The organism is Mesorhizobium sp. M0478 (assembly GCF_040321305.1).
Classification (GTDB): domain Bacteria; phylum Pseudomonadota; class Alphaproteobacteria; order Rhizobiales; family Rhizobiaceae; genus Mesorhizobium.
The window spans coordinates 20,986-44,142 of sequence record NZ_JAMYRH010000002.1; the positions used below are offsets into that span (position 1 = coordinate 20,986).

At 65.5% G+C, this 23,157-nt stretch carries 22 protein-coding genes; 10 read left to right on the plus strand and 12 right to left on the minus strand.

Annotation, left to right across the window (positions count from 1 at the left end; translation table 11 throughout):
* Positions 1-64: 64 nt before the first annotated feature.
* Positions 65-505, plus strand: coding sequence for a lipid-binding SYLF domain-containing protein (locus NKI64_RS04500; protein WP_023686526.1), 441 nt, complete (start codon positions 65-67; stop codon positions 503-505).
* A gap of 291 nt (positions 506-796) precedes the next feature.
* On the opposite strand, the gene NKI64_RS04505 is transcribed toward NKI64_RS04500, so the two are convergent.
* From NKI64_RS04505 to NKI64_RS04540, 8 genes are all read right to left on the minus strand, one after another.
* A complete protein-coding gene (locus tag NKI64_RS04505) occupies positions 797-1,777 on the minus strand; it encodes an ABC transporter permease (RefSeq protein WP_023728503.1) in 981 nt (326 codons plus the stop codon).
* A 262-nt stretch (positions 1,778-2,039) separates the two neighbouring features.
* Positions 2,040-3,011 (minus strand): ABC transporter permease, encoded by a 972-nt coding sequence (locus NKI64_RS04510; RefSeq protein ID WP_352666652.1) that lies wholly within the window; start codon positions 3,009-3,011, stop codon positions 2,040-2,042.
* The gene (locus tag NKI64_RS04515; RefSeq protein ID WP_352666655.1) at positions 3,008-4,558 is read right to left on the minus strand and encodes a sugar ABC transporter ATP-binding protein; all 1,551 of its coding nucleotides are present in this window, start codon (positions 4,556-4,558) and stop codon (positions 3,008-3,010) included. Before NKI64_RS04515 ends, NKI64_RS04510 begins: the two co-directional genes overlap by 4 nt.
* A 277-nt stretch (positions 4,559-4,835) precedes the next feature.
* Positions 4,836-5,870 (minus strand): ABC transporter substrate-binding protein, encoded by a 1,035-nt coding sequence (locus NKI64_RS04520; protein ID WP_023704174.1) that lies wholly within the window; start codon positions 5,868-5,870, stop codon positions 4,836-4,838.
* Between the two features lie 78 nt (positions 5,871-5,948).
* Entirely contained in the window at positions 5,949-6,863 is a 915-nt protein-coding gene (locus tag NKI64_RS04525; protein ID WP_352666658.1) for a sugar phosphate isomerase/epimerase family protein, read from the minus strand.
* A 23-nt stretch (positions 6,864-6,886) separates the two neighbouring features.
* On the minus strand, positions 6,887-8,422 hold the full coding sequence (locus NKI64_RS04530) for a mannitol dehydrogenase family protein (RefSeq protein WP_352666661.1): 1,536 nt from the start codon (positions 8,420-8,422) through the stop codon (positions 6,887-6,889).
* The gene (locus NKI64_RS04535; protein ID WP_352666664.1) at positions 8,419-9,201 is read right to left on the minus strand and encodes an SDR family oxidoreductase; all 783 of its coding nucleotides are present in this window, start codon (positions 9,199-9,201) and stop codon (positions 8,419-8,421) included. Before NKI64_RS04535 ends, NKI64_RS04530 begins: the two co-directional genes overlap by 4 nt.
* A gap of 79 nt (positions 9,202-9,280) precedes the next feature.
* The gene (locus NKI64_RS04540; RefSeq protein WP_352666667.1) at positions 9,281-10,168 is read right to left on the minus strand and encodes a MurR/RpiR family transcriptional regulator; all 888 of its coding nucleotides are present in this window, start codon (positions 10,166-10,168) and stop codon (positions 9,281-9,283) included.
* 301 nt (positions 10,169-10,469) lie between these two features.
* On the opposite strand from NKI64_RS04540, the gene NKI64_RS04545 reads away from it, so the two are divergent.
* Complete coding sequence (locus tag NKI64_RS04545; RefSeq protein ID WP_023698625.1) at positions 10,470-11,654, plus strand: Gfo/Idh/MocA family protein; 1,185 nt, start codon at positions 10,470-10,472, stop codon at positions 11,652-11,654.
* 236 nt (positions 11,655-11,890) lie between these two features.
* Positions 11,891-12,133 (plus strand): hypothetical protein, encoded by a 243-nt coding sequence (locus tag NKI64_RS04550; protein WP_156941790.1) that lies wholly within the window; start codon positions 11,891-11,893, stop codon positions 12,131-12,133.
* Positions 12,134-12,145: 12 nt separating this feature from the next.
* On the opposite strand, the gene NKI64_RS04555 is transcribed toward NKI64_RS04550, so the two are convergent.
* The 3 genes from NKI64_RS04555 to NKI64_RS04565 are packed head-to-tail and all read right to left on the minus strand — an operon-like array spanning position 12,146 to position 15,188.
* The gene (locus NKI64_RS04555; RefSeq protein WP_352666671.1) at positions 12,146-13,009 is read right to left on the minus strand and encodes a carbohydrate ABC transporter permease; all 864 of its coding nucleotides are present in this window, start codon (positions 13,007-13,009) and stop codon (positions 12,146-12,148) included.
* Positions 13,006-13,896, minus strand: coding sequence for a carbohydrate ABC transporter permease (locus NKI64_RS04560; RefSeq protein ID WP_352666674.1), 891 nt, complete (start codon positions 13,894-13,896; stop codon positions 13,006-13,008). The genes NKI64_RS04555 and NKI64_RS04560 overlap by 4 nt, the downstream gene beginning before the upstream one ends.
* Complete coding sequence (locus NKI64_RS04565) at positions 13,896-15,188, minus strand: ABC transporter substrate-binding protein (RefSeq protein ID WP_023726492.1); 1,293 nt, start codon at positions 15,186-15,188, stop codon at positions 13,896-13,898. The genes NKI64_RS04560 and NKI64_RS04565 overlap by 1 nt, the downstream gene beginning before the upstream one ends.
* Before the next feature lie 316 nt (positions 15,189-15,504).
* Between NKI64_RS04565 and NKI64_RS04570 the strand changes: the two genes are divergently transcribed.
* From NKI64_RS04570 to NKI64_RS04600, 7 genes are read left to right on the plus strand one after another with little or no spacing between them, the layout of a single operon-like run.
* Positions 15,505-16,779: an extracellular solute-binding protein gene (locus tag NKI64_RS04570; RefSeq protein ID WP_023698621.1), complete on the plus strand. Its 1,275-nt coding sequence runs from the start codon at positions 15,505-15,507 to the stop codon at positions 16,777-16,779.
* 48 nt (positions 16,780-16,827) lie between these two features.
* Positions 16,828-17,760: a carbohydrate ABC transporter permease gene (locus NKI64_RS04575; RefSeq protein ID WP_027049764.1), complete on the plus strand. Its 933-nt coding sequence runs from the start codon at positions 16,828-16,830 to the stop codon at positions 17,758-17,760.
* A complete protein-coding gene (locus NKI64_RS04580; RefSeq protein WP_352666679.1) occupies positions 17,757-18,614 on the plus strand; it encodes a carbohydrate ABC transporter permease in 858 nt (285 codons plus the stop codon). The genes NKI64_RS04575 and NKI64_RS04580 overlap by 4 nt, the downstream gene beginning before the upstream one ends.
* On the plus strand, positions 18,611-19,351 hold the full coding sequence (locus tag NKI64_RS04585; RefSeq protein ID WP_031195993.1) for a PIG-L deacetylase family protein: 741 nt from the start codon (positions 18,611-18,613) through the stop codon (positions 19,349-19,351). Before NKI64_RS04580 ends, NKI64_RS04585 begins: the two co-directional genes overlap by 4 nt.
* Positions 19,348-20,223, plus strand: coding sequence for an ROK family protein (locus NKI64_RS04590; RefSeq protein WP_352666682.1), 876 nt, complete (start codon positions 19,348-19,350; stop codon positions 20,221-20,223). The genes NKI64_RS04585 and NKI64_RS04590 overlap by 4 nt, the downstream gene beginning before the upstream one ends.
* Positions 20,220-20,990 carry a GntR family transcriptional regulator gene (locus tag NKI64_RS04595; protein WP_352666685.1) on the plus strand — a complete coding sequence of 257 codons (771 nt, stop codon included), beginning with the start codon at positions 20,220-20,222 and terminating at the stop codon, positions 20,988-20,990. Before NKI64_RS04590 ends, NKI64_RS04595 begins: the two co-directional genes overlap by 4 nt.
* A gap of 37 nt (positions 20,991-21,027) precedes the next feature.
* Positions 21,028-21,819, plus strand: coding sequence for a sugar isomerase domain-containing protein (locus NKI64_RS04600; RefSeq protein WP_023686509.1), 792 nt, complete (start codon positions 21,028-21,030; stop codon positions 21,817-21,819).
* Between the two features lie 60 nt (positions 21,820-21,879).
* Here NKI64_RS04600 and rsgA read toward each other — a convergent pair whose 3' ends face one another.
* Positions 21,880-22,905: a ribosome small subunit-dependent GTPase A gene (gene rsgA, locus NKI64_RS04605; RefSeq protein WP_023683132.1), complete on the minus strand. Its 1,026-nt coding sequence runs from the start codon at positions 22,903-22,905 to the stop codon at positions 21,880-21,882.
* Positions 22,906-23,157: the final 252 nt, after the last annotated feature.

Genomic DNA, 23,157 nt, shown 5'->3' on the forward strand with positions numbered 1-23,157 from the left:
AGTTGGTTACGAATTCGACGCCGCCTGCCGGCTGGGCAAGCGGCGCACTTGAGGAGCTCCCACCATGACCATCTCGTCCAGCTTTCGTTCGCTTGCGGTTGCGGCCATCACAACTGTGTCCGTCAGCGCTGCCAGCGCCGCGCATGCCGATAGCGGCACGATCCGCTTTGCCGTCTACAAGGCGGCCTTCTTCGTCGGCGGTTCCGGCGGCGAGGGGACGCTGACCTTCCACGGCCGCTCCTATCCCATCACGATCGGCGGCGTTTCGGGCGGCTTCGCCTTCGGGGTTTCCAAGACCTATTTCCGGGGCACCGTGCGCCATATCCGCAGGGTGCGGGATGCGACCGGGGTTTATGGCGCGGCCGGCGGTGGCGGCGCGCTCGGCAAGGGGGCGCAGGTGATCGTCATGACCAACGACAAGGGCGCCCAGCTCGAGCTTACGGGCCGGCAGGTGGGGCTGCAGGTGAATGCGGATTTGAGCGGGATGGCGATTTCGTTGAAGTAGGGGGCGCTCCCTCGCGTTCTCGGTGGGGTAAGCTCGTCTGGGGCGATGATAATCGCCTATGGCTGCGCCAGCCCCCTCATCCGGCCGCTTCGCGGCCACCTTCTCCCCGCGGGGAGAAGAGGCTGGCGTTGACGCTGGCGCCCTCCTCTCCCCTCGGGGAGAGGTCGGATTGCCCCGAATTGCCCTTCGCAATTCGGTTGGCAATCCGGGTGAGGGGGAACTTGCTCCCGTGCGCTTGGCCTGAACCTTGGATGGGGAAGCTTCGCCCAATGCAGCGTCGGGCGCCAGCCACTACCGCTCCTCCACAATCCGCAAATACGCCGCCGTCACGAACAGCACGATCAGCCCGAACAAGATCCGCCGTGCCCCCTCCGGCATCTGCAGGATGGTCAGCAGCGTCGTCAGCACGGTCAGGATCAGGGCGCCGATGATGGTGCCGGTGTAGCCGCCGCGGCCGCCGAAGATGGAGGTGCCGCCGATGACGGCGGCGGCGACCGAGGGCAGCACCAGCGGTTCGGCGAGCGACAGCGACGGCGCCTTGATCAGGCCGATATAGAGCAGGCCGGTGATGCCGGCGAGCACGCTGGAGGTGACGTAGAGCGCGGTGATGACCTGCCAGTATTGCACGCCCGACAGGCGGGTCGCGCGCTCATTGTCGCCGACGGCGTAGAGCAGGCGGCCGAAGCCGGTGCGGGCGAGCGTGAAGACGATGAGGGCGGCGAGCGGCACGAACAAAAGCAGCGCGTTGGGGAAGCCCCATGTCACGCCGGTGCCGAGCCAAGCCAGGAAGTCGGGGATTTTTGCGCCCGACGCGATCACCGTGCGCTGGTAGACCTGCAGGCAGCCGGTGCCGATCAGGCTGGTGCCCAGCGTCATGATCAGCGGGTGGACGCGGAAGACGCCGACGCCGATGCCGTTAACGAGGCCGATCAGCACCGCCGGCATCATCGCCAGGAGGAACGCCACCGCCGGGTCCTGGTTGACCACTTGCGTCGCCATGATGAAGGCGCTCATCGTTGCCACCGTGCCGACCGACAGGTCGATGCCGCCGGTCAGCATGGTCATGGTCTGGCATCCCGCCAGGATCGCCAGCGGTATGGCGAATTTAATAGTGTTGGCGATCCAGCGCTCGTTGACGATGCCGGGGCGCAGGATCTGCAGGATTATAACCAGGATGGCGAGCAGGACGATCAGCGGGATGAGCGGGCGATCGGCCATGAAGCGCTTTATGCGGCGGCCGAAGGGGACCGGGGTGATGGCGGTGGTGCTCATGGGGCGGCTCTTGCTCGCGATGAGGTTTGCAAGGTGCGGCAAGTTGGCGAGGACAGTGCTCTACGGCGCCCCCCTCTGGCCTGCCGGCCATCTCCCCCACTTGTGGGGAGATTGGCAGCTCCAGCGCCTCGCTCCTTTTTGCAACGTTGAAGGCTGGCGAAAGCGGCGATGACAGCTGATCTCCCCCCTTGTGGGGGAGATGTCCGGCAGGACAGAGGCGGGCGCGAAGGAACGCCGACGTCTCTTTGCGACAGCCCTCCCATCATTGCCGCCCCCGCATCGTGATAAACGCCCCGAACATCACCACCGCCACCATGATCAGCCCCTCGATAATAGCCGTGACATTCGGGTCGATAGCGAGCAGCGTCAAATCCGTGCGCACCAGGCGCAACACGAAGACGGCGACGATCGGGCCGAGCAGGCCGCCCTTGCCGCCGCCGAGCGCGACGCCGCCCAGCACCACGGCGGCGACGCTGGCGAGCAGATAGGGGCCGGGGATGGGCGCGCCGATGCCGGTGCTCATGGTCAGCGCCAGGCCGCCAAAGGCGGCGAACAGGCCGGACAGCCCATAGGCGATGATGCGGGTGCGCTTGACCGGCACGCCGGAGCGAAACCCCGCCAGTTCGCTCGAGCCGATGGCGTAGATGGAGAGGCCTAGGCGCGAGCGCCGCAGCGGGATCCAGATGACGCAGAGGCTCACGATCAGCACCAGCAGCGCCTTGGGCAGCCAGGCGTCGACGGCGTCGGGCAGGCCGGGGATCGGTACCGTGCCGGAGATCAGCGCCTTCAGCCATTCGGCGATGCCGCCGCCCGGCGCGTCGAGCACCAGCAGGGCGGCGCCCTGCAGCACGAACAGCATGGCGAGCGTGACGACAATGTCGGGCACGCGGGTGACGACGATGAGCAGGCCGTTGAGCGCGCCGAGCGCAAAACCCATGGCGAGCACGAAGGGCACGACGAACAGCGCGTATTCCTCGCTCGCGCCATTCATCATCGACGCCGCGGTGACGCTGGTCAGCGCCATCATGGCGGCGACCGACAGATCGATGCCGCCGGCGATGACGACCACCGTCTGCGCGGCGACTGCGAAGGCATAGGGCAGAACGGCGCGGGCGAGCGAGCCGAAATCATTGCTGCCATAGGCGGGCTGGATGATCCTGGTGGCGATGAACAGGACGATGAGGAGGGCGAACAGGCCGACGACCCAGCCCTGGCGGCGCAGGAAATGGTTCATGGCGCGGCCTCCGGCGAAGCCGAAGCGTTCGCGGTCGGACCAGCCAATATGCCGATATCGGCCTTAGCGCCGCGCGGCAGGCCGTAGGCGGCGCGCATCAGCGCCGGCTCGTCGGCCTCCTCGACCGGAAAAATGTCGACGAGGCGGCCGCCGAAGATGACGATGACGCGGTCGCAGACGCGCTGCACCTCTTCGAGTTCCGAGGTGTAGAACAGCACCGACTTGCCGTTGCCGGCGAGTTCGCGCAGCAGCTTGTAGATCTCCTGCTTGGTGCCGACATCGATGCCGCGCGTCGGGTCGAAGCACAGGATGGTGCGGGCATCCGCCGCGATCCAGCGGGCGATGGTCACCTTCTGCTGGTTGCCGCCGGACAGGCGCTGCACCTCGCCTTGCGCGCGGGTGTCGATCTGCAGCCGCTCGATGGCGCTGAGCACCGTGGCGCGCTCACGTCGCATGTTGATCGGGCCCCAGTTGCGCAAGGCAGCGCTGAAGGGCAGGGCGATGTTTTCACGCACCGAGCGCTGCATGGCGAGCGCTTCCGAGCGGTCGCCCGGCACATAGGCAATGCCGGCGCGGATGGCGTCGATCGGATGCGAGAATTTCACCGGCTGGCCATCGACTTCGATCGCGCCGCCGGAGGGCCGGATCGAGCCGGCAAGGGCGGCGAACAACTCGTCCTGGCCCTGGCCTTCGAGCGCGACGACGCCGGCGACTTCGCCGTCGGCGAGATCGAAGGAGACATCGCTGAGCTTGGCTCCGACGCGGAGATTGCGCACCGAAATGCGCGGCCGGGCAGCTGCGGGCGCGGCCTTCTCGGCGGCACTGCGGGCGGCGACATGGGTTTTGACGATGCGGGTGCCGAGCATCAGCTCGACGATCTTTTCTTCCACGCCCGGCACGATGTCGACGACGCCGACGGTCTCGCCGTCGCGCAGCACGGTGGCGCGGTCGCATAGTGCGGAGATTTCGACGAAGCGGTGCGAGATGAAGATCACGGCGCGGCCTGAATCGCCCTGGCGGCGCACCACTTCCAGCACTTTTTCGGCGAGGTTGGCGGGCAGGGCCGCCGTCATCTCGTCGAGCAGCAGCACGTCCGGCTCGACGGCGAGCGCCCGCGCCAGGTCGAGCACGCGCAGCACGGCCAGCGGAATGTCGCGCGCGGTGTCGCGCAGATCGAGGTCGGTGATGCCGAGCTCGCGCACCCAGGCGCGGAACGGCTCGACCGGCGTGCCGGTGAGCCTGAGATTGGAGAGAACGTCGAGATCGGGGATTAGCGACGGCTCCTGGTAGACCGGCAGCAGCCCGGCGCGGCGCGCGGCGGCCGGCGAGCGAATGTCGCGCGCCTCGCCGCGGATCAGGATGCGGCCGGCGTTCGCCGGAATGGCGCCTGTCAGGATCTTCACCAGCGTCGACTTGCCGGCGCCGTTGGCGCCCATCAGCGCGTGGACCTCGCCCGGCAGCACGGAGAGCGACGCGTTGCGAAGCGCTGCAACCGCGCCGTAGTTCTTGGCGACGCCGGTGGCGTCGAGGAGGGGGCTGGTGGTCAAATGGTTTGTTGTCAAAATTGATGGTTCCAGAAACTAATGTCGGCGCTCTACGGCGCCCCCCTCTGTCCTGCCGGACATCTCCCCACAAGGGGGGAGATTGGCAGTTCCGGCGCCGCCCCTCGTCTTGCGACGTAGAAAATTAGCGAAAGCCGAGATGACAGCCAATCTCCCCACCTGTGGGGGAGATGTCCGGCAGGACAGAGGGGGCGCCGTAGAGCGCTAGTCTGTGTGACGAGGACGGCCGTTCGCCGTCCTCGCCAGTTCATTCAAACCAGGCTTACTCCCCCGGCCCCTTGCAGGCCACGATCTGCTCCTTCGTGTAGGTCGTCCACTCCGGGATCGAGATCGAGACCGGCCATTCCGGGCTGAGCGACGGGTCGGCGGCTGCCTTCAGCTTGGCCTTGCCTTCGTCGGTGGCGTTGTCCCACAGCTGCGGGTCGACCAGCACGGTCTGCTGCGCCGGCTTCTTGCCGTCGAGGATCTGCAGCGCGAGCGTCACGCCCGCGCCGCCGATCGAGCCGGGGTTGGTGACGGCTGCACCGACGAGACCTTTCACCGAGCTCAGCTGGCCGACGAAGCCGGCATTGTCGGCGCCGACCACCGGCACCAGCGGCGCCTGCGATTCGACCAGCGCGTCGACGATGACGTTGTCGATGCCGGAGGTCCACACACCGTTGAACGGCGTGCCGGTGGCCAGGAACGACAGCATCTGCTGCTTGGCCTGATCCTGCTGCCAGCCGGTGAAGACTTCCTGAGCCACCTTCACGCCGGGGTTTTCAGCCAGCGCCTTCTTGAAGCCTTTGTCGCGATCGCTATCGGCCGAGGCGCCGGCGGCGCCGCGCATGTAGAACACTTCGCCCTTGCCGCCCATCTGCTGGAACAGCCATTTGGCGCCGAGATAGGCATACTGTTCCTGGTTGTTGGAGATGATGTAGGCCGACGGTTCGGTCACCGCCTGGTCGACGGCAACGACGACGATGCCGGCCTTGGTGGCTTCTTCCAGGCCCGCCTTGATGCCGGCGGGATCAGCGGGGTTGACGACGATGGCGTCGACCTTGGCGCTGATCAGATTGCGGATGTCTTCGAGCTGGCCGGCGGCATCGGTGTTGCGGTGGGCGATGTTGAGCTTCGTCACTTCGCCCGAAGCCAGCGCCTGCGCCTTCATGGCGCAGACCATTTCCTCGCGCCAGCCATTGCCCTGCACGGTGTTGGAAATGCCGATCGTATATTTGGCTTCGGCCGACGACACGCCCATCGATGCCAGCAAGGCAGCGCCCGCAAGCAACGGGACCATGGTCAGTATTTTCTTCATGTCAGTACTCCTCCACATTGTTGTTTTTCGTCTCAGGGTCAGACCCTTCGGCAGGTTCAGACCAAGTCATTCACCTCGTCATTTGACGAAGGGGCGCAGCACGTCGCGGGCGAGCAGGAAGCCCCGCTTCACCGCATCGTCGTTGCCTTCAAACCGCCTGTCCTCATGTTCGATGATGACCGAGCCGTCATAGCCGGCGCGGTAGAGGCCGGAGAAGAAGCCGCTCCAGTCGACATCGCCCAATCCCGGCATGCGCGGCACCTGCCAGCCTATCCCGGCGGAAAGAATCCCGCGCTCATACAAACCATCATGATCGATCATCAAATCCTTGGCGTGGACATGCAGCATGTAGGGGCCGAACTCCTTGATGAAGCGGCCCTGGTCGATCATCTGCCAGACCAGATGCGAGGGGTCGAAATTCATGCCGACCTCGCCGCCCCAGGCCTCGAGGATGCGCCGCCAGATGTAGGGCGAATAGGCGATGTTGTGCCCGCCCGGCCACTCGTCATAACTGAAGATCATCGGGCAGTTCTCGAAGGCGAGTTTTACCCCGTGGCCGCGCGCATAGGCGACGGTCTCGGGCCAGACTTTCAGCGCGTCCTGCCAGTTGACGTCGACGGTCTTCGAGGCATCGCCACCGCAGAAGGTGTTGACCACCGGCACGCCCATATTGGCGGCCAGCACGATGACCTTCTTCAGATGGCCGATGACGGCCTCGCGATGGGCAGGGTCCGGATGCAGTGGGTTGGGATAGTAGCCGAGGCCGGAGACCGTCAGCTTCTTCTCCGTCAGCGAGGCGACGATCTCCTTGGCCTGCGCGAGCGAGGTGGAAGCGGCATCGATATGGCTGGTGCCGGCATAGCGCCGCGTCGCGCCGGAGGTCTTCGGCCAGCAGGCGATTTCCAGCGCCTCGAAGCCGGCCGAGTGCGCCCAGTCGGCAACCTCGCCAAGCGGCGTCTCCGCAAAAGGTGCTGTAAGCACTCCTAGTTTCATTCTGCCTCCCTAGACCCCGACGACTATAATGCCGATTGTTTGGATCGCTTCAACCTCGCGACCTCATCTTGTTCGAGACTGTGCCGGACAGCCGCCATCGGATCGTCCGACAGCAGGTCGCCCAGCGCCGATATCACGGCCGCGCGGAACGTCCCGTCAACGGCAAGGCCGGGGTCGAATATCCCGTCGATGGCAAGGATGGCGGACACCAGCGCGCTGGCATCGGGACCCGTCGCGTCGGCGATTGCGGCGACCTTGCCGGCATAGGGATCCGACACCGGCCAGCGTCTGCCGAAACGTTCCGAGGCCTGGATCAGATAGGCCATCCAGCCGGCGACCGGCACCGACAGCAGGCCGATGCTCTGGCCCATCGCAAGCCGGTCGCGGATCGGGTTGAGCAGGCGCTGGACGATCTTCTGCGAACCGTCGGTTGCGACCTGGTGGTTGCGGTGGCGGATCGCGGTGTTCTTCAGCCGGCCGAGGCTCTGCTCGACATAGGCAAGCGGCAGGATGCCCGGCACCGGCATCAGCGTCGGCACAGTCTCTTCGACCAGCATGCGCCTGATGAAGTCCGACAGCAGCGGGTCGGCCATTGCATCCGATGTGTGCTCGAGACCAGCCAGAACGCCGAGCGTGGCGAGTGCCGTCTGGGCGCCATTCAGCACCCGCATCTTGAGATGCTCAAACGGCGTGACGTCGTCGACAAAGGTGGCGCCGACCAGATCCCAGCGCGGCATGCGGCCGGCGAATTTTTCCTCGATCACCCATTGCCGGAACGGCTCACCGACAGCGACGGCGGCATCGTGGTAGCCGAACCATTGTTCGACACTGTCGAGGTCATCCTGCGTCACCGCCGGCGCGATGCGGTCGACCATGGCCGCGGGGAACGCGACATTGGCCTCTATCCAGCGGGCCAGCCCTTTGCTCCGCCGTTCGGCAAACGTCCGCACGACATTGTTCAGAATAGTACCGTTGGTCGGGATGTTGTCACAGGAGAGAAACGTTATGGGTCGCTCATGTGTGGCCCTGCGCTGCTCCAGCGCCCGCACCAGCAGGCCGGGCACGCTGCGTGGCGTCTCGGGGTTGGCGAGGTCGTGGACGATGTCGGGATGGCCAAGGTCGAGTTCGCCGCTGGACGGGATGTGGCAATAGCCTTTTTCGGTCACCGTCATCGTCACCAGCTCGATATCGGGTGAGATCAGCACGCCGAGCGCCGGTGCCGCACTCTCCTGGCTGTCGACCACCCGGACGATGCTGCCGATGACGCGCGCCTCGATGTGGCTGTTCTCGCGGATCAGCCTTGTGTAGAGCCCGCCCTGCCGTCCCAGCGTGTCGGCAAGGCGGGGCGGACGGATGTTGATGCCGACGATGCCCCAGCGGTCGAAGCGCAGCGAGATGAGATCGTCGGTGTATTCGGCCTGATGGCAGCGATGGAAAGCGCCGACGCCGAGATGCGCCATGCCGGGCGAGAGGAGCGTACGGTCATAGGACGGTGTCTGCACCGATGCCGGCAAGCGATCGAGCAGCGCCGGCCCAAGCGTTTCGATGGAAGCGCTCACCGGTTCGCTCCGATCACCGCCTGCTCCTGGTCGATGACCGCGCCGGTCATCGGGCCGGCGGCGTCGGACAGCAGGAAGACGGCGAGGCTGGCGATGTCGTCCGGCGTCAGCAACCGGCCGAAAGGCTGCGCGGCGTTGGCCTTCTCGAGCCAGCCAGGGCCGTTGCCCAAAGTCTCCGCCTGCATGATGCGTTCGGCCGGCGTGTCCGTCCAACCGACATTGATGCCGTTGACGCGGATGCGGTCGAAACGGTGGGCGTTGGCGGCGTTCTTGGTCAGCGTCGCCAGCGCGCCCTTGGTGGCGGAATAGACGGCAAGCTCCGGCGAGCCGCAATGGGCGTTGATCGACAGAATGTTGAGAATGGCGCCACCTTGGCCGCGCTGCTTCATGTCGGCAATCGCCGCCTGCATCAGGAAGAACGGCGCGCGCGCATTGACGGCAAACAGTGACGCCCAGTCGTCGAGGCTGGCGTCGAGGAAAGAGGCGCGATCGGTCAGGCCGGCGGCGTTGACCAGCGCATCGATGCGGCCGAAGCGCTCGATGCAGGCCTGCGCCAGAAGGGTGGGGGCGTCAGGATCGGCAAGGTCGGCGGCGACGAAGATGGTCGGCGTGCCCAATTGCGAAAGCTCGGCCGCCACGGCCTCGCCACGCGCCCTCTCGCGCCCGGTGACCAACAGCCCGGCGGCACCGGAACGCGCCAGCGTCTCGGCAATGGCGCGGCCAATGCCTTGCGTCGACCCGGTGACCAGAGCCACCTTGCCGCCAAGCCGGATCTCCATTCCTCCTCCCGGGAATAAAGTTTCTATTTTGAGAAATATGGAACGGCAATTCCCGATTGTCAATTGGACCAGTGACGCCTCATTCGTCGCGCCGCGCCGCCACGCCATGGACCAGCGCCATCCCAACGGCGAGCGAGGCCGCCAGTGAGCGGAAGCCGGCAAAGTCAGATTCCACCACTTCCAGCCAGCTGTCCGAGAGCGGGATCAGCGGGCTGAAGGTGCTGTCGGTGACGGTGACGATACGCGCCTTGCGCTCATGCGCCACCGCGACGAGATCGGGCGTGATCGAATTGTAGGGGCTAAACGAGACAGCGAGCACGGCATCCCGGCCGCTGATGCAGCCGATCTGGTCGAGTGCGGAGGAGCCGACATTGTCGACCAGCACATTGCGCACGCCCTGCTGCGACAGTGTCAGGGAGAGATAGGCGGTGACGGGAAAGGCGCGCTTGGAGCCGATGACATAGATCAGCTCGGCGGCCGCCAGCAGCGCCACCATCTTGTCGAAACTCGCGACATCGAAGCCCGCCTCGATGCGGCCAAGCGAGGCCTGCGACGCGCCGACCATGCCGTGCAGGAAATGCAGATTGGGCTCGGTCTCGGTGCGCGGTTCGCCGCGCCCTTCCGGCCATGAGCCCTTGATGTGCTCCTTGAACAGGCCCTGGAAATCGGAAAAGCCGGAATAGCCGAAGATCTGGGCAAAGCGCACCAGCGTCGAGGGCTGCACGCCGGCCAGTGCCGCAACCTGCGCGATGGTGCCGAGCGCGACGTCGCTCGGATGCTGCCACAGGAAGATTGCCACCTGGCGCAGCCGCTTGGGGAAATGCACCGTGCCCGACGACAGCACCGCGCGCAGCTCCTCATAGGTCTGCGGCTGGATGTAGCCAAGCGCGGCCAGAGAGCGCCCGCGCTTGCGCGTCGCCGCCTCGTCGGTGCTGGACCGTCCGGATGCCTTGCTTGCCCCACTCATGATTTCAGGCTAGCGCGATACGATCGTTTTACAATATGAAAATTGGAAATCATGTTCGAAAGTGTGACTGATGCGAGCGGTCAAAAGCAGCGCTCTACGGCGCCCCCCTCTGTCCTGCCGGACATCTCCCCCACGGGTGGGGAGATTGGCAGTTTCGCCTTCGGCGCCCTCTTGCGACGTCTGAGATTGGCGAAGGCCGCTGTGGTGCCTGATCTCCCCCCTCGTGGGGGAGATGTCCGGTAGGACAGAGGGGGGCGCGACAGAACTCGACGACGGCAAAACTGTCTTCCCAGGAGGAAACATGGTCTACGCAACATCGGACGGATCGGCGGGCAAGCGGCTGCGGGTCGGCATGGTCGGCGGCGGCCGCAACGCTTTCATCGGCGCGGTGCATCGGCTCGCCATGCGCCTCGACGACCAGATCGTGCTGGTCGCCGGCGCGCTGTCGTCGGACCCGGAAAACGCCGCCGCATCGGCCGCCGAGATCGGCATCGCGCCGGATCGCAGCTATGCCGACTATCGCGAGATGGCGCGAACCGAAGCAGCGCGGCCGGACGGCATCGAGGCGGTGGTCATCGTCACGCCCAACCATCTGCACGCGCCGATCGCCACGGCCTTTCTCGAGGCCGGCATCGACGTCATCTGCGACAAGCCGCTGTCGACGACGCTGGATGAGGCCGAGGCGCTGGTGGCGCTGGCGCGGGAGAAAAAGCGTCGCTTCGTCGTCACGCTCAACAACACCGGCTACGCCATGGTCCGCCAGGCGCGTGAGATGGTGGCGGCGGGCGCGCTTGGCCGCATAGTGTCCGTGCATGGCGCCTACATCCAGGACTGGCTGACGAAGCCGATCGACGCCGAGGGCCAGAAGCAGGCGGAGTGGCGCACAGATCCGGCGCGCGCTGGGCAGTCGGCGGTGCTGGCCGATATCGGCGTGCATGCCTTCAACCTGGCAACCTATATCTCCGGCTGCGAGGCTGAAGCCGTGTCGGCGGATCTGTTCACCGCCGTGCCGGGACGGCGGCTCGACGACAATGCGCATGTGCTGGTGCGCTGGACCGGCGCGGCGCGCGGCACGATCCTGGCCAGCCAGACGTCGCCCGGCCACTACAACGATCTCTCCGTGCGCATCTATGGCGACAAAGCCGGCCTAGAATGGTCGGGCAGCCGGCCGGAGGAACTGCGCTTTTCCGTCTATGGCGAGGAAACCCGCACGCTGGTGCGCGGGGGCCATGGCTCGACGGCGGAGGCCCAGCGCGTGTCGCGCATGCCGGCGGCACATCCGGAAGGCTATATCGAGGCCTTCGCCAATTTCTACCGCGACGCCGCTGATATTATTCGTGCGCATAGGTCAGGTGGGGCGGTCGATGCAGCAAGGGCCGCGCAGGTGCCGGATGTTGTGGATGGTGCGCGCGGGGTGAAGTTTGCCGCGGCGGCGGTGGAGTCGAATGCAGCGGGTGGGGCTTGGACGGCGGCAAGGTTTGGGTGAGGACGGGAGCTGCCGCGGTTCAGCGGTAGAAGCAATCACCTGGGGGACTGGCGCTGCCCTAAGGGATTGACCTGCCGAAGGCGCTACCGCCGCCGCAGCAGACCTGGCAGCGGCGGGGCGCCAAGTACTCTTCAGTCGCTTTACTGGGCAAAACGCTGCTATGCATGTGTTAATCATGATATGGGTTGTTCATTGTCAGAGCATCGGCCCAGCCGTATTCGGTAACAATGCGCAACTTGTCTCTCTTCCTTGCTGCCAGCCTCGGCTGCCTCGTTCTTTCGGCGGTTTCCTTCGGCGCTCCGCAAGGCCTGCTCGTTACCCTGTTCCCGGACAGCAATGCAGCGAAGGTGGCGCAGTGCAGAAGCCTACTCAAAATCCGTTTCGACACGGGCGAATGGCCGGACAAGGGCGCGGCTGACTACATGCGCTATGACGAGTGCTACTATCTGATCTGTGGCGGAACCAGGCCGAGCGCTTGAAGGCTGGTGCAGCTATCCCTTGATCGCCGAACCGACGATGGAATCGACGAAGAAGCGCTGCAGGAAGACGAACAGGATGAGCGGCGGCAGCACGGCCAGGGTCGCACCGGCCATCACCAGGCCGGTGTTGACGGCGCCCCTGTTGTAGCTGAGCAGACGGCTCAGGCTGATGACGATCGGATAGGCGTCGGCATTGCCCTGCAGCACGGTCAGCGGCCACAGATAGCTGTTCCAGTGATAGACGAAGGCGAAGAGGGCCAGAGCCGCGATTGCGGGGGCGACGCTCGGCGCGACGATCTTGTAGAGGATCAAGAACTCCGAGGCGCCGTCCATGCGCGCGGCGTCGATGAGCTCGTCGGGAACGCCGGAGATGAACTGGCGCATCAGGAAGATGCCGAAAGCGTTGGCGAGATTGGGCACGATGATGCCGGCGAGGCTGGCGTTGAGGCCGATCGAGCCGACCAGGCGATAGAGCGGGATCAGCGTCACGATCGGCGGCAGGAACATGGTGGCGATCAGCACAGAAAACAGCAGCGACTTGGCGGGGAATTGGTATTTGGCGAAGGCGTAGCCGGCCATCATGCTGGTCAGCAGAATGCCGGCGGTGGTAATCGAGGCGATGACCAGGGAATTCCACATCGAGCGGCCGACATTGACCACGCCCGACACCTTCTCATAGGCGTCAAAGCTCGGCGTAAGGGGGATCCACACCGGCGGCACCTGCATGCTCTCGACCGGCGTCTTGAGGCTCGACAGCACCATCCATACCAGCGGGAAGGCCGAGGCGACGGCGACCAGCAGCATCAGCGTCGCCAGCAGCGCCTTGCGGCCCGACGGGCGCCGGCGCGACAGCCGGCTCGACGATCCCGCGCTCATTCGTCGTTCTTCCGGTTGGCGAAGGCAAACAGCGCGCAGACGACGACAATCAGCGAAAGCATCAGCATCACCGCCATGGCCGAACCCAGTCCACCCTGCGCACGCTCGATGCCGACGCGGCGGATGTGGTAGGTCAGCACATTGGTCGAGCCGACCGGCCCGCCCTGCGTGATCAGGGCAACCGGCTCGAACACCTGCACGGCGTTAATGATGGCGATGACGGCGCTGAACAGAAGCGTGCGCCGTATCAGCGGCAGGGTGATGAAGCGGAACTGCTCGAAACGGTTGGCGCCATCGAGCTTCGCCGCCTCGTAGAGGCTGCCTTGGATCTGCGTCAGCCCGGCGATCGCCAAAACGGTGAAGTAACCGACCTGTTGCCAGACATTGAGGAAGATGATCGAGATCAGCGCCGAGCGCGGCGACGACAGGAAGGGCTGTGGTCCCATGCCGATCAGGCCGAGCATCTGGTTGAGCGGCCCTTCGCTCGGCGAATAAAGCTTCGACCAGACCAGCGCCACCGCGATCATCGGCACCATGTAGGTGGCAAACAGCACCGTGCGCAGCGCCGTGCCGCCGGCGACATCGCGCTGGTAGACCATCAGGCCGAAGGCCACCGACAGAGGCAGGATGAGGACGACGGAGAGCGCGGTGTAGACGGCTGTGTTCGTGAGCGCGGCCTTGAAGTCGCGGCCGATCGAGGTGGCCCCGAAAATCTCGTGGAAATTGTCGAGGCCGATGAAGCTGGCGCTGGAAAACGGCGTCTGCGTCGACCAGTCCTGGAACGACAGCCAGACGGTGAGCAGCATCGGCAACAGGACGAAGATGCCGATCAGCGTCACGGCGGGCGCCAGCATGATGCCCGCCGAGGCACGGTACCTCTGAATCATTATTTGGCGGCGCGCTCCAGGATCGAAATGGCGTCGGCCTGCGCCGTCGCCTGCGCATCCTTGGCCGAGACCTGGCCATACTGCAACGCCTCGAGCGTCTGCTGCAGCGATTCCGAGAATTCCTGGCCGCCCGGCACCACCGGGAACGGCTTGGCGTCGGTGAGCACGCTGACATAGCCGGAGAGGAATTCCGAGCCGAGCTTGTCCTTGTGCGCCTCGATGTCGGAGAGGCGTGAGGGCAGGATGCCCATCGACATGAGGATATCCGACATCGCGGAAGCGCCGTTCTTTCCGGACTTTGGATTGTTCAGCCAGGCGAGGAAGTCCCATGCCGCCTTCTGCTCGGCCGCACCTGCATTGGCGTTGACCACGGTCATCCAGGAGTAGGAGATCGAATGCGGCTTGTCGCCGCTCGGGCCGACGGGAAGCGGCGCCGTTGCAATGTCGGCGAACTTGTCGCCCATGCCGGCCTTCAGTGCGCTCTCCCACCAATTGGCCATGATGATCATGCCGGTCTTGCCGGAGACGAAATTGTCGAGGAAGGGGCCGGTGGTGTTGGCGTCTGCGGTCGCCATCGCCGGCACGCTGGCGCCCGACTTGATCAGGTCCTCATAGAGCTGGAAGGTCTCGGTCGCCTGCGGGCTGTCTAGCACCGGCTTGCCGTCCTTGACCAGGTCGCCGCCATTGGAGACCAGTAGCGAGGCGAAGGGATGAACGACACCGGCGGCCCATGAATTGATCATGCCGAAGCCTTGCTGTCCCGCATCCTTGTTGGTCAGCTTCTTGGCCGCATCCTTGAATTCGTCCCAGGTCTTGGGTGGCGCCGCGATGCCGGCCTGCTTGAACAGCGCCTTGTTGTAGTTCAGCGCATAGACGTCGATCTCGTTGGGGATACCATAGAGCGTGCCGCCGACCGAGGCGGCGCTCGTGATGCCCGCCGGCCAGGCGGCCTTGACCTCGCTGGCCACCGCATCGGGAGCGGGCGCGACCAGCTTGTCGCGCGCCAGTTCCGGCAACCAGAGATCGTAGATGCCGCCGATCGTCGGGCCGTCCGCGCCGCCGCCTTGCGAGCGCAGCGTGGTCAGGAGGTCGCCGAAGGGGACGGCGCGCACGGTGACGCTGACATCCGGATTGGTCTTGGCATAATCCTTGGCCGCCGCTTCCAGCAACGCGACCGTCTCCGGCGACCAGTGGGTGAGATAGGAGATGTTGACCGATTGCGCCCAGCCGGTGGTGGGCAGGATGGCGAGGCCTGCGGCCAGTGCCAGTTTCGACGTCCAGGCAAACGACATTCCTCATCCTCCTATCGGTTCACAATGACGTTATGACAAGTTAGCGCGGCGACGCAAGGGCTTGCTGGCGAAAAAGTCTCACATGGCACGGTCACAGATTTCTTTGCAGCGCTGGAATGTGGACATTTATCGTTAAATAACAAACGGATGCGGGTACTGCAATGTCGTGAGGGGGCCAACGCCGCCATTCCTGAGGCGCAGCAGACCTCTTGCGAATGCCGCTATGTCATTATAATGACTTTTCCCGAGCCAATGGCTCTCTCACGGCAGGAAATGCCGCGGGACGCCAAGGACAGAGAACAATGGGAGACTGGCAATGAGCATGCTTTCACTTGACCGGCGCGCAGCACTTGGCCTGATCGGCGGCCTTGCCGCCGCCTGCGCCGGCGTCTTCGCCTCATTGCCGGCGCGAGCCGCCGACAGCACGGTGACGCTGTGGAGCTGGCGCACCGAGGACGAGGCAGCGATGCGCCGCATCTTCGATGCCTTCGAGGCGAAGAACCCCGGCATCAAGGTCGCCATCCAGTTCACGCCCGATGCCGACTACCAGAACCGGCTGAGCACGGCGCTGCGCGGCGGGCGCGGGCCCGACATCGCCCAGCTCAAGGCCTATGGCGAATTGCAGCCCTTCGTCGAGGCCGGCTATCTCGACGCGCTGGACGACAGCGTGCCGGAGCTGAAGAACATGGAGGACGCGGCGCTTGGCGGCGCGCGCGGCCGCAGCGACGGCAAGCTCTATGGCGTGCCCTATTCGGTGCCGATGATGGGCGTCTTCTACAACCAGGATATCTTCGCCGCCCAGGGCATCGAGATACCGAAGACCTACAAGGATTTCACCGCTGTCTGCGAGAAGCTGAAGGCGGCCGGCATCACGCCGATCGCCACCGGCGGCGCCAACGGCTCGGCCTGGGAACTGGAGATCGCCGTCGGCGTCGTCGGCCCGACCGTCTATGGTCCTGAATTCTACGACGAGATGATGAGCGGCAAGGCGACCTTCGAGGATCCGCGCTATGTCGCGGCGCTGAAGCGCTTCGCCGAGCTGAAGCCGTATTTCCCCGACGGCTTCGCCGGCATCGACTACACCACCGCCACGCAGCAGTTCATCGGCGGCAAGGCGGCGATGTTCCTCGGCGGTTCGTTCGAGAACGGCAGCTTCAAGGCGCAGAACCCGAAGCTGAAATTCTCGATCTTCCCGTTCCCCGCCGACGATGCCGGGGCAAAACTCTACACCTCGGCCTTCTCCGACGGCTCCTATGGCCTGGTCTCCGAGAGCCAGAACAAGGAAGCCGCGACCAAGGTGCTGGGCTTCATGGCTTCGGCAGAGTTCGCGCAGATGTTCGCCGACGAGCTCGGCTGGCCGCCGGCCCGCACGGATGTGACGGTGAAGGATCCAGTGCTGGCCTCGATGATGGAGATGGCGAAGAATTCGACGCCCTATCTGACGCTGGTCGGCTTCCGCTGGCAGTCGCCGACGGCGTCTTCGGTGCTGCAGTCGGAGATCATCGACATGATCGAAGGCAACATCGCGCCGGAGAAGCTGGCGGCCGACATGCAGGCCGCAGTCGCCACCTGGTTCAAGCCGAAGCAGTAGGCGCGGCCGGTCGCAAAGCGGCCGGCCTCTCACGGACCAGAAAAGCGCATGAGCACCCTTCGCCGCACCAGCAGCCTTCGCCGCACGCAGCAGCGCATGGCCGTGCTGTTCACCCTGCCGGCGCTGGCGGTCTATGCGCTGTTCGTCCTCTATCCCCTGGGGATGTCGCTCTGGGGCAGCTTCTTCGTCTGGAAGGGGCTGCGCATGGTCGAGTTCGCCGGCCTGTCGAATTTCTCAAGGCTGTTCGTTTTCCCCAGCGGCGCGCGGCTCTACGGCGCGCTGTGGCACAACACCGCCTGGTTCTTCGGCATCATGCTGTTCCAGAACGGAATCGGGCTTTTGTTCGCCTGGCTGCTGTTCCTGCGCGACAGGGGTGCTGCGTTCTTCCAGTCGGTGTTCTTCTTTCCGGCGGTGCTGAGCCCGGTCATCGTCGGCGCGCTGTGGCGGTTGCTTTTGGCACCGGGCGGCGTCGTCGAATGGGCGCTGAACGGGCTTGGCCTGCACCAGGGCAGCCTGACCGTGCTCGGCAACAGCCACACCGCGCTCGCCATGCTGATCGCCGTCGATGCCTGGAACTGGATGGGCCTGCCGGTGCTGATCTACACGGCAGGTCTGCGGCAGATTTCCGGCCAGATTTTCGAGGCGGCAAAACTTGACGGCGCCGGCAATGCGCGCATGCTGTTCTCGATCGCGCTGCCGCTGCTGATGCCGGCGCTGGGCACGCTGACGACGCTGTCGTTCATCAACACCTTCAACCAGTTCGACATCGTCTATGTCATGCAGGGCGTGCAGGGCAATCCGAGCTATTCGACCGACACGCTGGTGACCTACTTCTACCGGCTGGCCTTCGGCGCGGAAGGCGCTGTCGGCATCACCGATATCGGTCTGGCGCTGGCGCTCGGCACCGTGCTGTTTTTGATCCTCAGCATCGGCACGCTCATGATGCTGCGCTTCTTCGACCGCCGCACGGTGCAGCTATGAGCGCGCTGGCGATTTCACAAAGACCGGCCATCTCTCGGCAGCTGGCGCGGCTGCCCGGCTGGACGGTGCTGGTCGTTTGGACGGCGGCCGTGCTGTTGCCGCTCTACATCCTCATCGTCTCCTGTTTCAAGACCACGGCCGAGATCTACGACAACAGGCTCGGCCTGCCGCAAAGCTTTGCCTTCGACAATTTCATCAACGCCTGGACGCGCGCCGATCTCGGCCAGAATTTCATCAACAGCCTGATCGTCACGGGCGGCGCGGTCATCCTCACCATCGTCGTCTCGGCGATGGCCGCCTATCCGCTCAGCCGATACAGACTCGGCTGGAATGCCATCATGCTCGGCCTGTTCCTGTCAGGCATCATGCTGCCGATCCGGCTCGCCTCGGTCGAACTGTTCACGCTGATGCGCAATCTCGGCCTGCTGGATTCGCTGACCGGGCTGATCCTGGTCTATTCGGCGATCCGCATTCCCTTCGCCGTCTTCATCTTCGCCAATTTCATGCGCGTCTTACCCTCCGAGTTGGACGAGGCCGCGCGCATGGACGGCGCCGGCGAGGTGCGCATCCTGTTCCAGATCATCCTGCCGATGGTCAAGCCGGCGGTGTCGATCGTGGCCATCTTCACAGCGATCGCGGTGTGGAACGATTTCTTCTTCCCGCTGATCTTCATCTTCGACGACCGCTACAAGACGGTGCCGCTGGCGATCAGCGTCTTCGTCGGCCAGTTCCGCACCGACTGGGGCCTGGTGTTCGCCTCGCTGGCGATATCCATGGCGCCCATCCTGATCATGTATTGTCTGCTGGCGCGCCAGATTCGCGAAGGCGTGGGCACCGGAGGGGGCATGAAATGATCGAAGACAGGATTTATGCGGCGAAATCGATCCTGGTGGTCGGCGCGCACGCCTTCGATGCCGAGGTGATGGCCGGGCCGCTGGCGGCCGCTGCCGTCAAGCGCGGCGCCACTGTGACCTTCCTGCATCTGACCATGGGTGAGCAGGGCCATCCGTACCTGGTTCCCGCGCATTATTGCGTGCAGAAGGAAGAGGAAGCGGGCAGCGCGGCGGAGCGGCTCGGCGTCACCATGCGTGGCTTTGGCCTGCGCGACGGCTTCCTGCCCACGGACGATCAGACGGCGCTCGAAGTGGGCGACATCATTCGCGAGCTGAAACCCGAGATCGTCATCACCCATTGGCATGGCAGCTGGCACAAGGACCATCGCGCCGCCGCGCATTTGACGAAGACCGGTATCTTCTTCGCCGGACTGCCGACCGTTGCCAGCGACCATCCGGCGCACACGCCGCAACTGCTGCTGTTCGGCGAGAACTGGGAGGACGATGACGGCTTCCGGCCCGAGCATCTCGTCGATGTCAGCGACGGGTTCGAGGCGTGGCGCGACGCGGTCATGGAGTATGAGCTGGCGCGCGGCCTGAGCAGCTTCCCCTATGTCGACTATTACAGTTCGCTCTACCGGCTGCGCGGCTGCCTGCGCGGCACGCGCCATGCGCAGGCCTTCGCGGCGGCATCGCATTCGTGGAATGCCGGCAGCGGCCTGTTCTCGCTCCCCTTCGGCAAAGGGTCCGGTCGATGACGCGGGTACTCGCCATCGATCTCGGCGCCACCAATCTGCGCGCCGGCGTATCTACGGGCGATGTCGGTGCGTTGGAGACGCGGGGCAGCGAGCCGGCGCCGGCAACCCTTGATGCCTTCATTGCTCGCATCGACGCGCTGTGCGCTGAGGCCGGGCCGGTCTCAGCGCTTGGCATCGCGGTGCCGGGTCTGGTCGAGGGCTCAATCTGCCGCTGGATCCCCAACTTGCCGTTCCTCGACGGCGTCGATATCCAGCCGCTGTTTCCCAAACTGCGCGTAGCGCTCGGCAATGACGCGCAGATTGCGCTGCTGGCGGAGGCTGTCGAAGGCAGTGCGAAAAACATGTCGGATGCGATCCTGCTCGCCATCGGCACCGGCATCGGTTCGGCGGTGCTGGCCAATGGCCGCATCGTTGCCGGCGCGCATGGCGGCGCCTGCTCGTTCGGCTGGGCCTGCGCCGACGTCAAAGATCATGGCGAGGAGCGCAGCGGCTGGCTGGAGCGCGTCGCGTCGGGCCGGGCGCTCGATGGCCTTGCCGGCCAGATCGGCCTTGCCGACGGCCGCCGGCTGATCGCCGCTGCCCAGGCCGGCGAGCTGGCTGCACTCACCTTGCTTGAACTGCCGGCGCGACAGCTCGGCACCGCGCTGGCAGGCGCTGTCGCGTTGCTCGATCCGCAAGCGGTGCTGATTTCGGGTGGTTTGGCGGAGGCGCTGGATGTGATCCGGCCGCCGCTGCTTGCAGCGCTGCGGCGCCATCTGCCGCCGCATCTGCGCGGCATCGACGTCAAGCCCGGAAAATTCGGTCCCCGCGCCGGTCTCGTCGGCGCGGCGCTGGCCGGCGCCGTTGGGCAAGGGTGGAGGCAGGTGCGATGAGCGAAGCAAGCTTTCAGCAACCGGACCGCAGACGGCCGGAGCCGCTCTGGTACCAGGTCGAAGAGGCGATCCGAACCATCGTCAAGAGCGGCGAATGGGCAACGGGCGACCAGATCCCAGCGGAGGACAGGCTGTGCGCCCTGTTCGGCGTCAGCCGTATCACGCTGCGCCACGCCTTGCGCAATCTCGAGGAGGCAGGACTGCTCAGGCGCGAACATGGCCGCGGCACGTTCGTGCGCTCCACCACGCTGGTCGCCGGCACGCGCGAGCTGACCAGCTTTACCCAGGAGATGGGCAATATGGGCGTGGTCGCGGGCTCGCGCCTGCTCGACTGCAGCCTGACCACCGCCAATGCGGCGGCTGCCGGCGCGCTGGAGATCGAGGAGGGCGATCCGGTGGTGCGCATTCGCAGGCTGCGGCTCGGCAACAACGAGCCGATCGGCATCCAGACGGCGCAGCTGTCGGCCGTGCGCGTGCCGGGCTTCCTCGATGCCGGCCTGCTGCAGGGCTCGCTCTACGAGGCGCTGGAGCGCCATTACGGCATCGTGCCGGTGGCCGCGCGGGAGAACTACCGGGTCGGCGCGGTCGGCGCGGCGGACGCCGAACTGCTCGACCTCGCTGTCGGCAGCCCGGCCTTCGTCGTAGAACGCATCACCACCGACGAGCGCGGCCCGTTCGAATTCACCGTCTCGATCATGCGCGGCGACCGCTACGAAATCCGCTCGACGCTGCGCGCCGGACGCGTGCCGCTGAACCCGAGAAGCTGATCCATTCCAGACCGACACAGCAAACAGGAGTACCCACGTGTCCGATCTCTACATCCACCGTCTCGCCGCCCTCATCGACCAGGCTGCGAAAGCCAATGAAGAGGCCTTTGGCCAGGCCGCCAGCCGCTTTGCCGACTCGCTCGAGGGCGGCGGGCTGGTGCATCTCTATGGCTCCGGCCATTCGGTGCTGCCGGTGCAGGAAGTGTTTCCGCGCTATGGCAGCTATGTCGGCTTCAACCCCCTGACCGACCCGCGCGTGATGTGGCACAATGTGCTCGGCGCCGGCGGCGTGCGCGAGCTTTTGTGGCTGGAGCGTACGGAAAGATACGCCGAAAAATTCCTCGACCACCAGCCGCTCAACAAGGGCGATTCGATCATCATCTTCGGCCATAGCGGCCGCAACTCGTCGGGCATCGACACCGCGCTCTACGCCAGGAAGCGCGGCATCTTCGTCGTCGCTGTCACCAGCAAGAACAATCTGGACAAGCCGGCGACGCACTCGTCCGGCAAGCGGCTGGCGGATGCCGCCGACCTCGTCATCGACACCTGTTCGCCGATCGAGGACGCCATCGTGCCGGTCGAGGGCTGGAGCCGGCCGGTGTCGGGCTCATCGACGGTGCTTGCCATGATCCTGGCGCATGAGCTGATCGCGCGCACGGCCGAGCAGCTCGCCAAGCGCGGCATCGAACTGCCGGTCTTCGCCTCGCCGACCATTGCCGGCGTGACGCTGCACGACACCGACGTCATCTACGGCGTCTACCGCGAGCGCATGCTGGAGGCGCAGCAGAAGCACCTGCCGACCTTCCAGGCAACGATGCGCGGAGAGTGAAAAAAGGGAGGCCCGGCACATGCCGGGCCTCCGACGTCTCGTTCCGCAATTCCTATCCTCTCAACGCCGCTTCGGGCGCCCGGCAGGCGATTTGTTGCCGCGCGGGCCGCTCTGAACCGGCGTGTTGCCCTGGTTTTCCTCCGACAGCTTGCGCCAGCGGGCAAGGCGCTCAGGGTCGAGCGTACCCGCCTTCAACGCAGCCTGCACCGCGCAGCCCGGTTCGTGGACATGGGTGCAGTCGCGGAACTTGCACAGCGGTGCGAGCTCGGTGATTTCGGCAAACAGCGTGTCGATGCCGGATGCGACGTCGCTGACATGCAGCGTGCGCATGCCCGGCGTGTCGATTACCCAGCCGCCACCGGCGATGGGGTGCAGCGACCGCGCCGTGGTGGTGTGGCGACCCTTGGCATCGTGCTCGCGAATGCCCGCAGTCTGTTGCGGCGATTGCTGCGCCGCTCCGGCCAGCGTGTTGACCAGCGTCGATTTGCCGACGCCGGAGGAGCCGACCAGCGCCACCGTCTGCCCTGCGCCACACCAGGGAGCAAGCGCCGCTGCGGCATCGGCGACGCGCGGGTTCAGCGTCACTACGGGCAAACCACGCTGAAGGGCGGCAGCCTGGCTTTGGTATCTCTCGGCATCGTCAGCGGTGTCGGCCTTGGTCAGCAGGATCACCGGCGTCGTTCCGGCCTCGTTGGCCAGCGCCAGATAGCGCTCGAGCCGGGCGATGTTGAAATCGGCATTGCAGGACGTCACGATGAACAGCGTGTCGACATTGGCCGCGGCCAGCTGCGGGATCCTGCCGCCCTGGGTACGGCGCTCCAGCACCGTCTTGCGGGTCAGCCGGCGGAGCAGCAGATGTGTATGCTGCTCGACCAGCACCCAGTCGCCGACGGCGTAGTCGCCGGTGTTGGCATTGGCCGGCAGCGTCAGATCCACTGGCCCTGCCCGGGACAGGCCGGCCAGGCGGTCGCGGTGCACCGAGGCGATGCGCGTCGGCACGAGGTCTGCCTCATCGGCTTCAAGCTGGTCGCCGAAGAAATCCGTCCAGCCCAGGCTTGCGAGGGAGGCCGTCACGGCTTTGACCAGGGGGACGGCGTCACAGACATCGGAGAGTATCCTTTGGCAAAATGGGCGCGGACCCTCGGGGCGGTTGTTCAAGCCGTGTATGGGCGGCATGGCGGCATTTGGCAAGCCGAACCGCGCCGATGGCCGAGCCGTTTCGCGCACCACGTTGGAACGCATCGCGGCGGTGGTTCGCTGATGCGCTTACGCCCCGTTATTCTCAATGTCTGCAACACGGAAGGGCGAACCGGAGCGCCTGGCGGCCATCAACCGGGA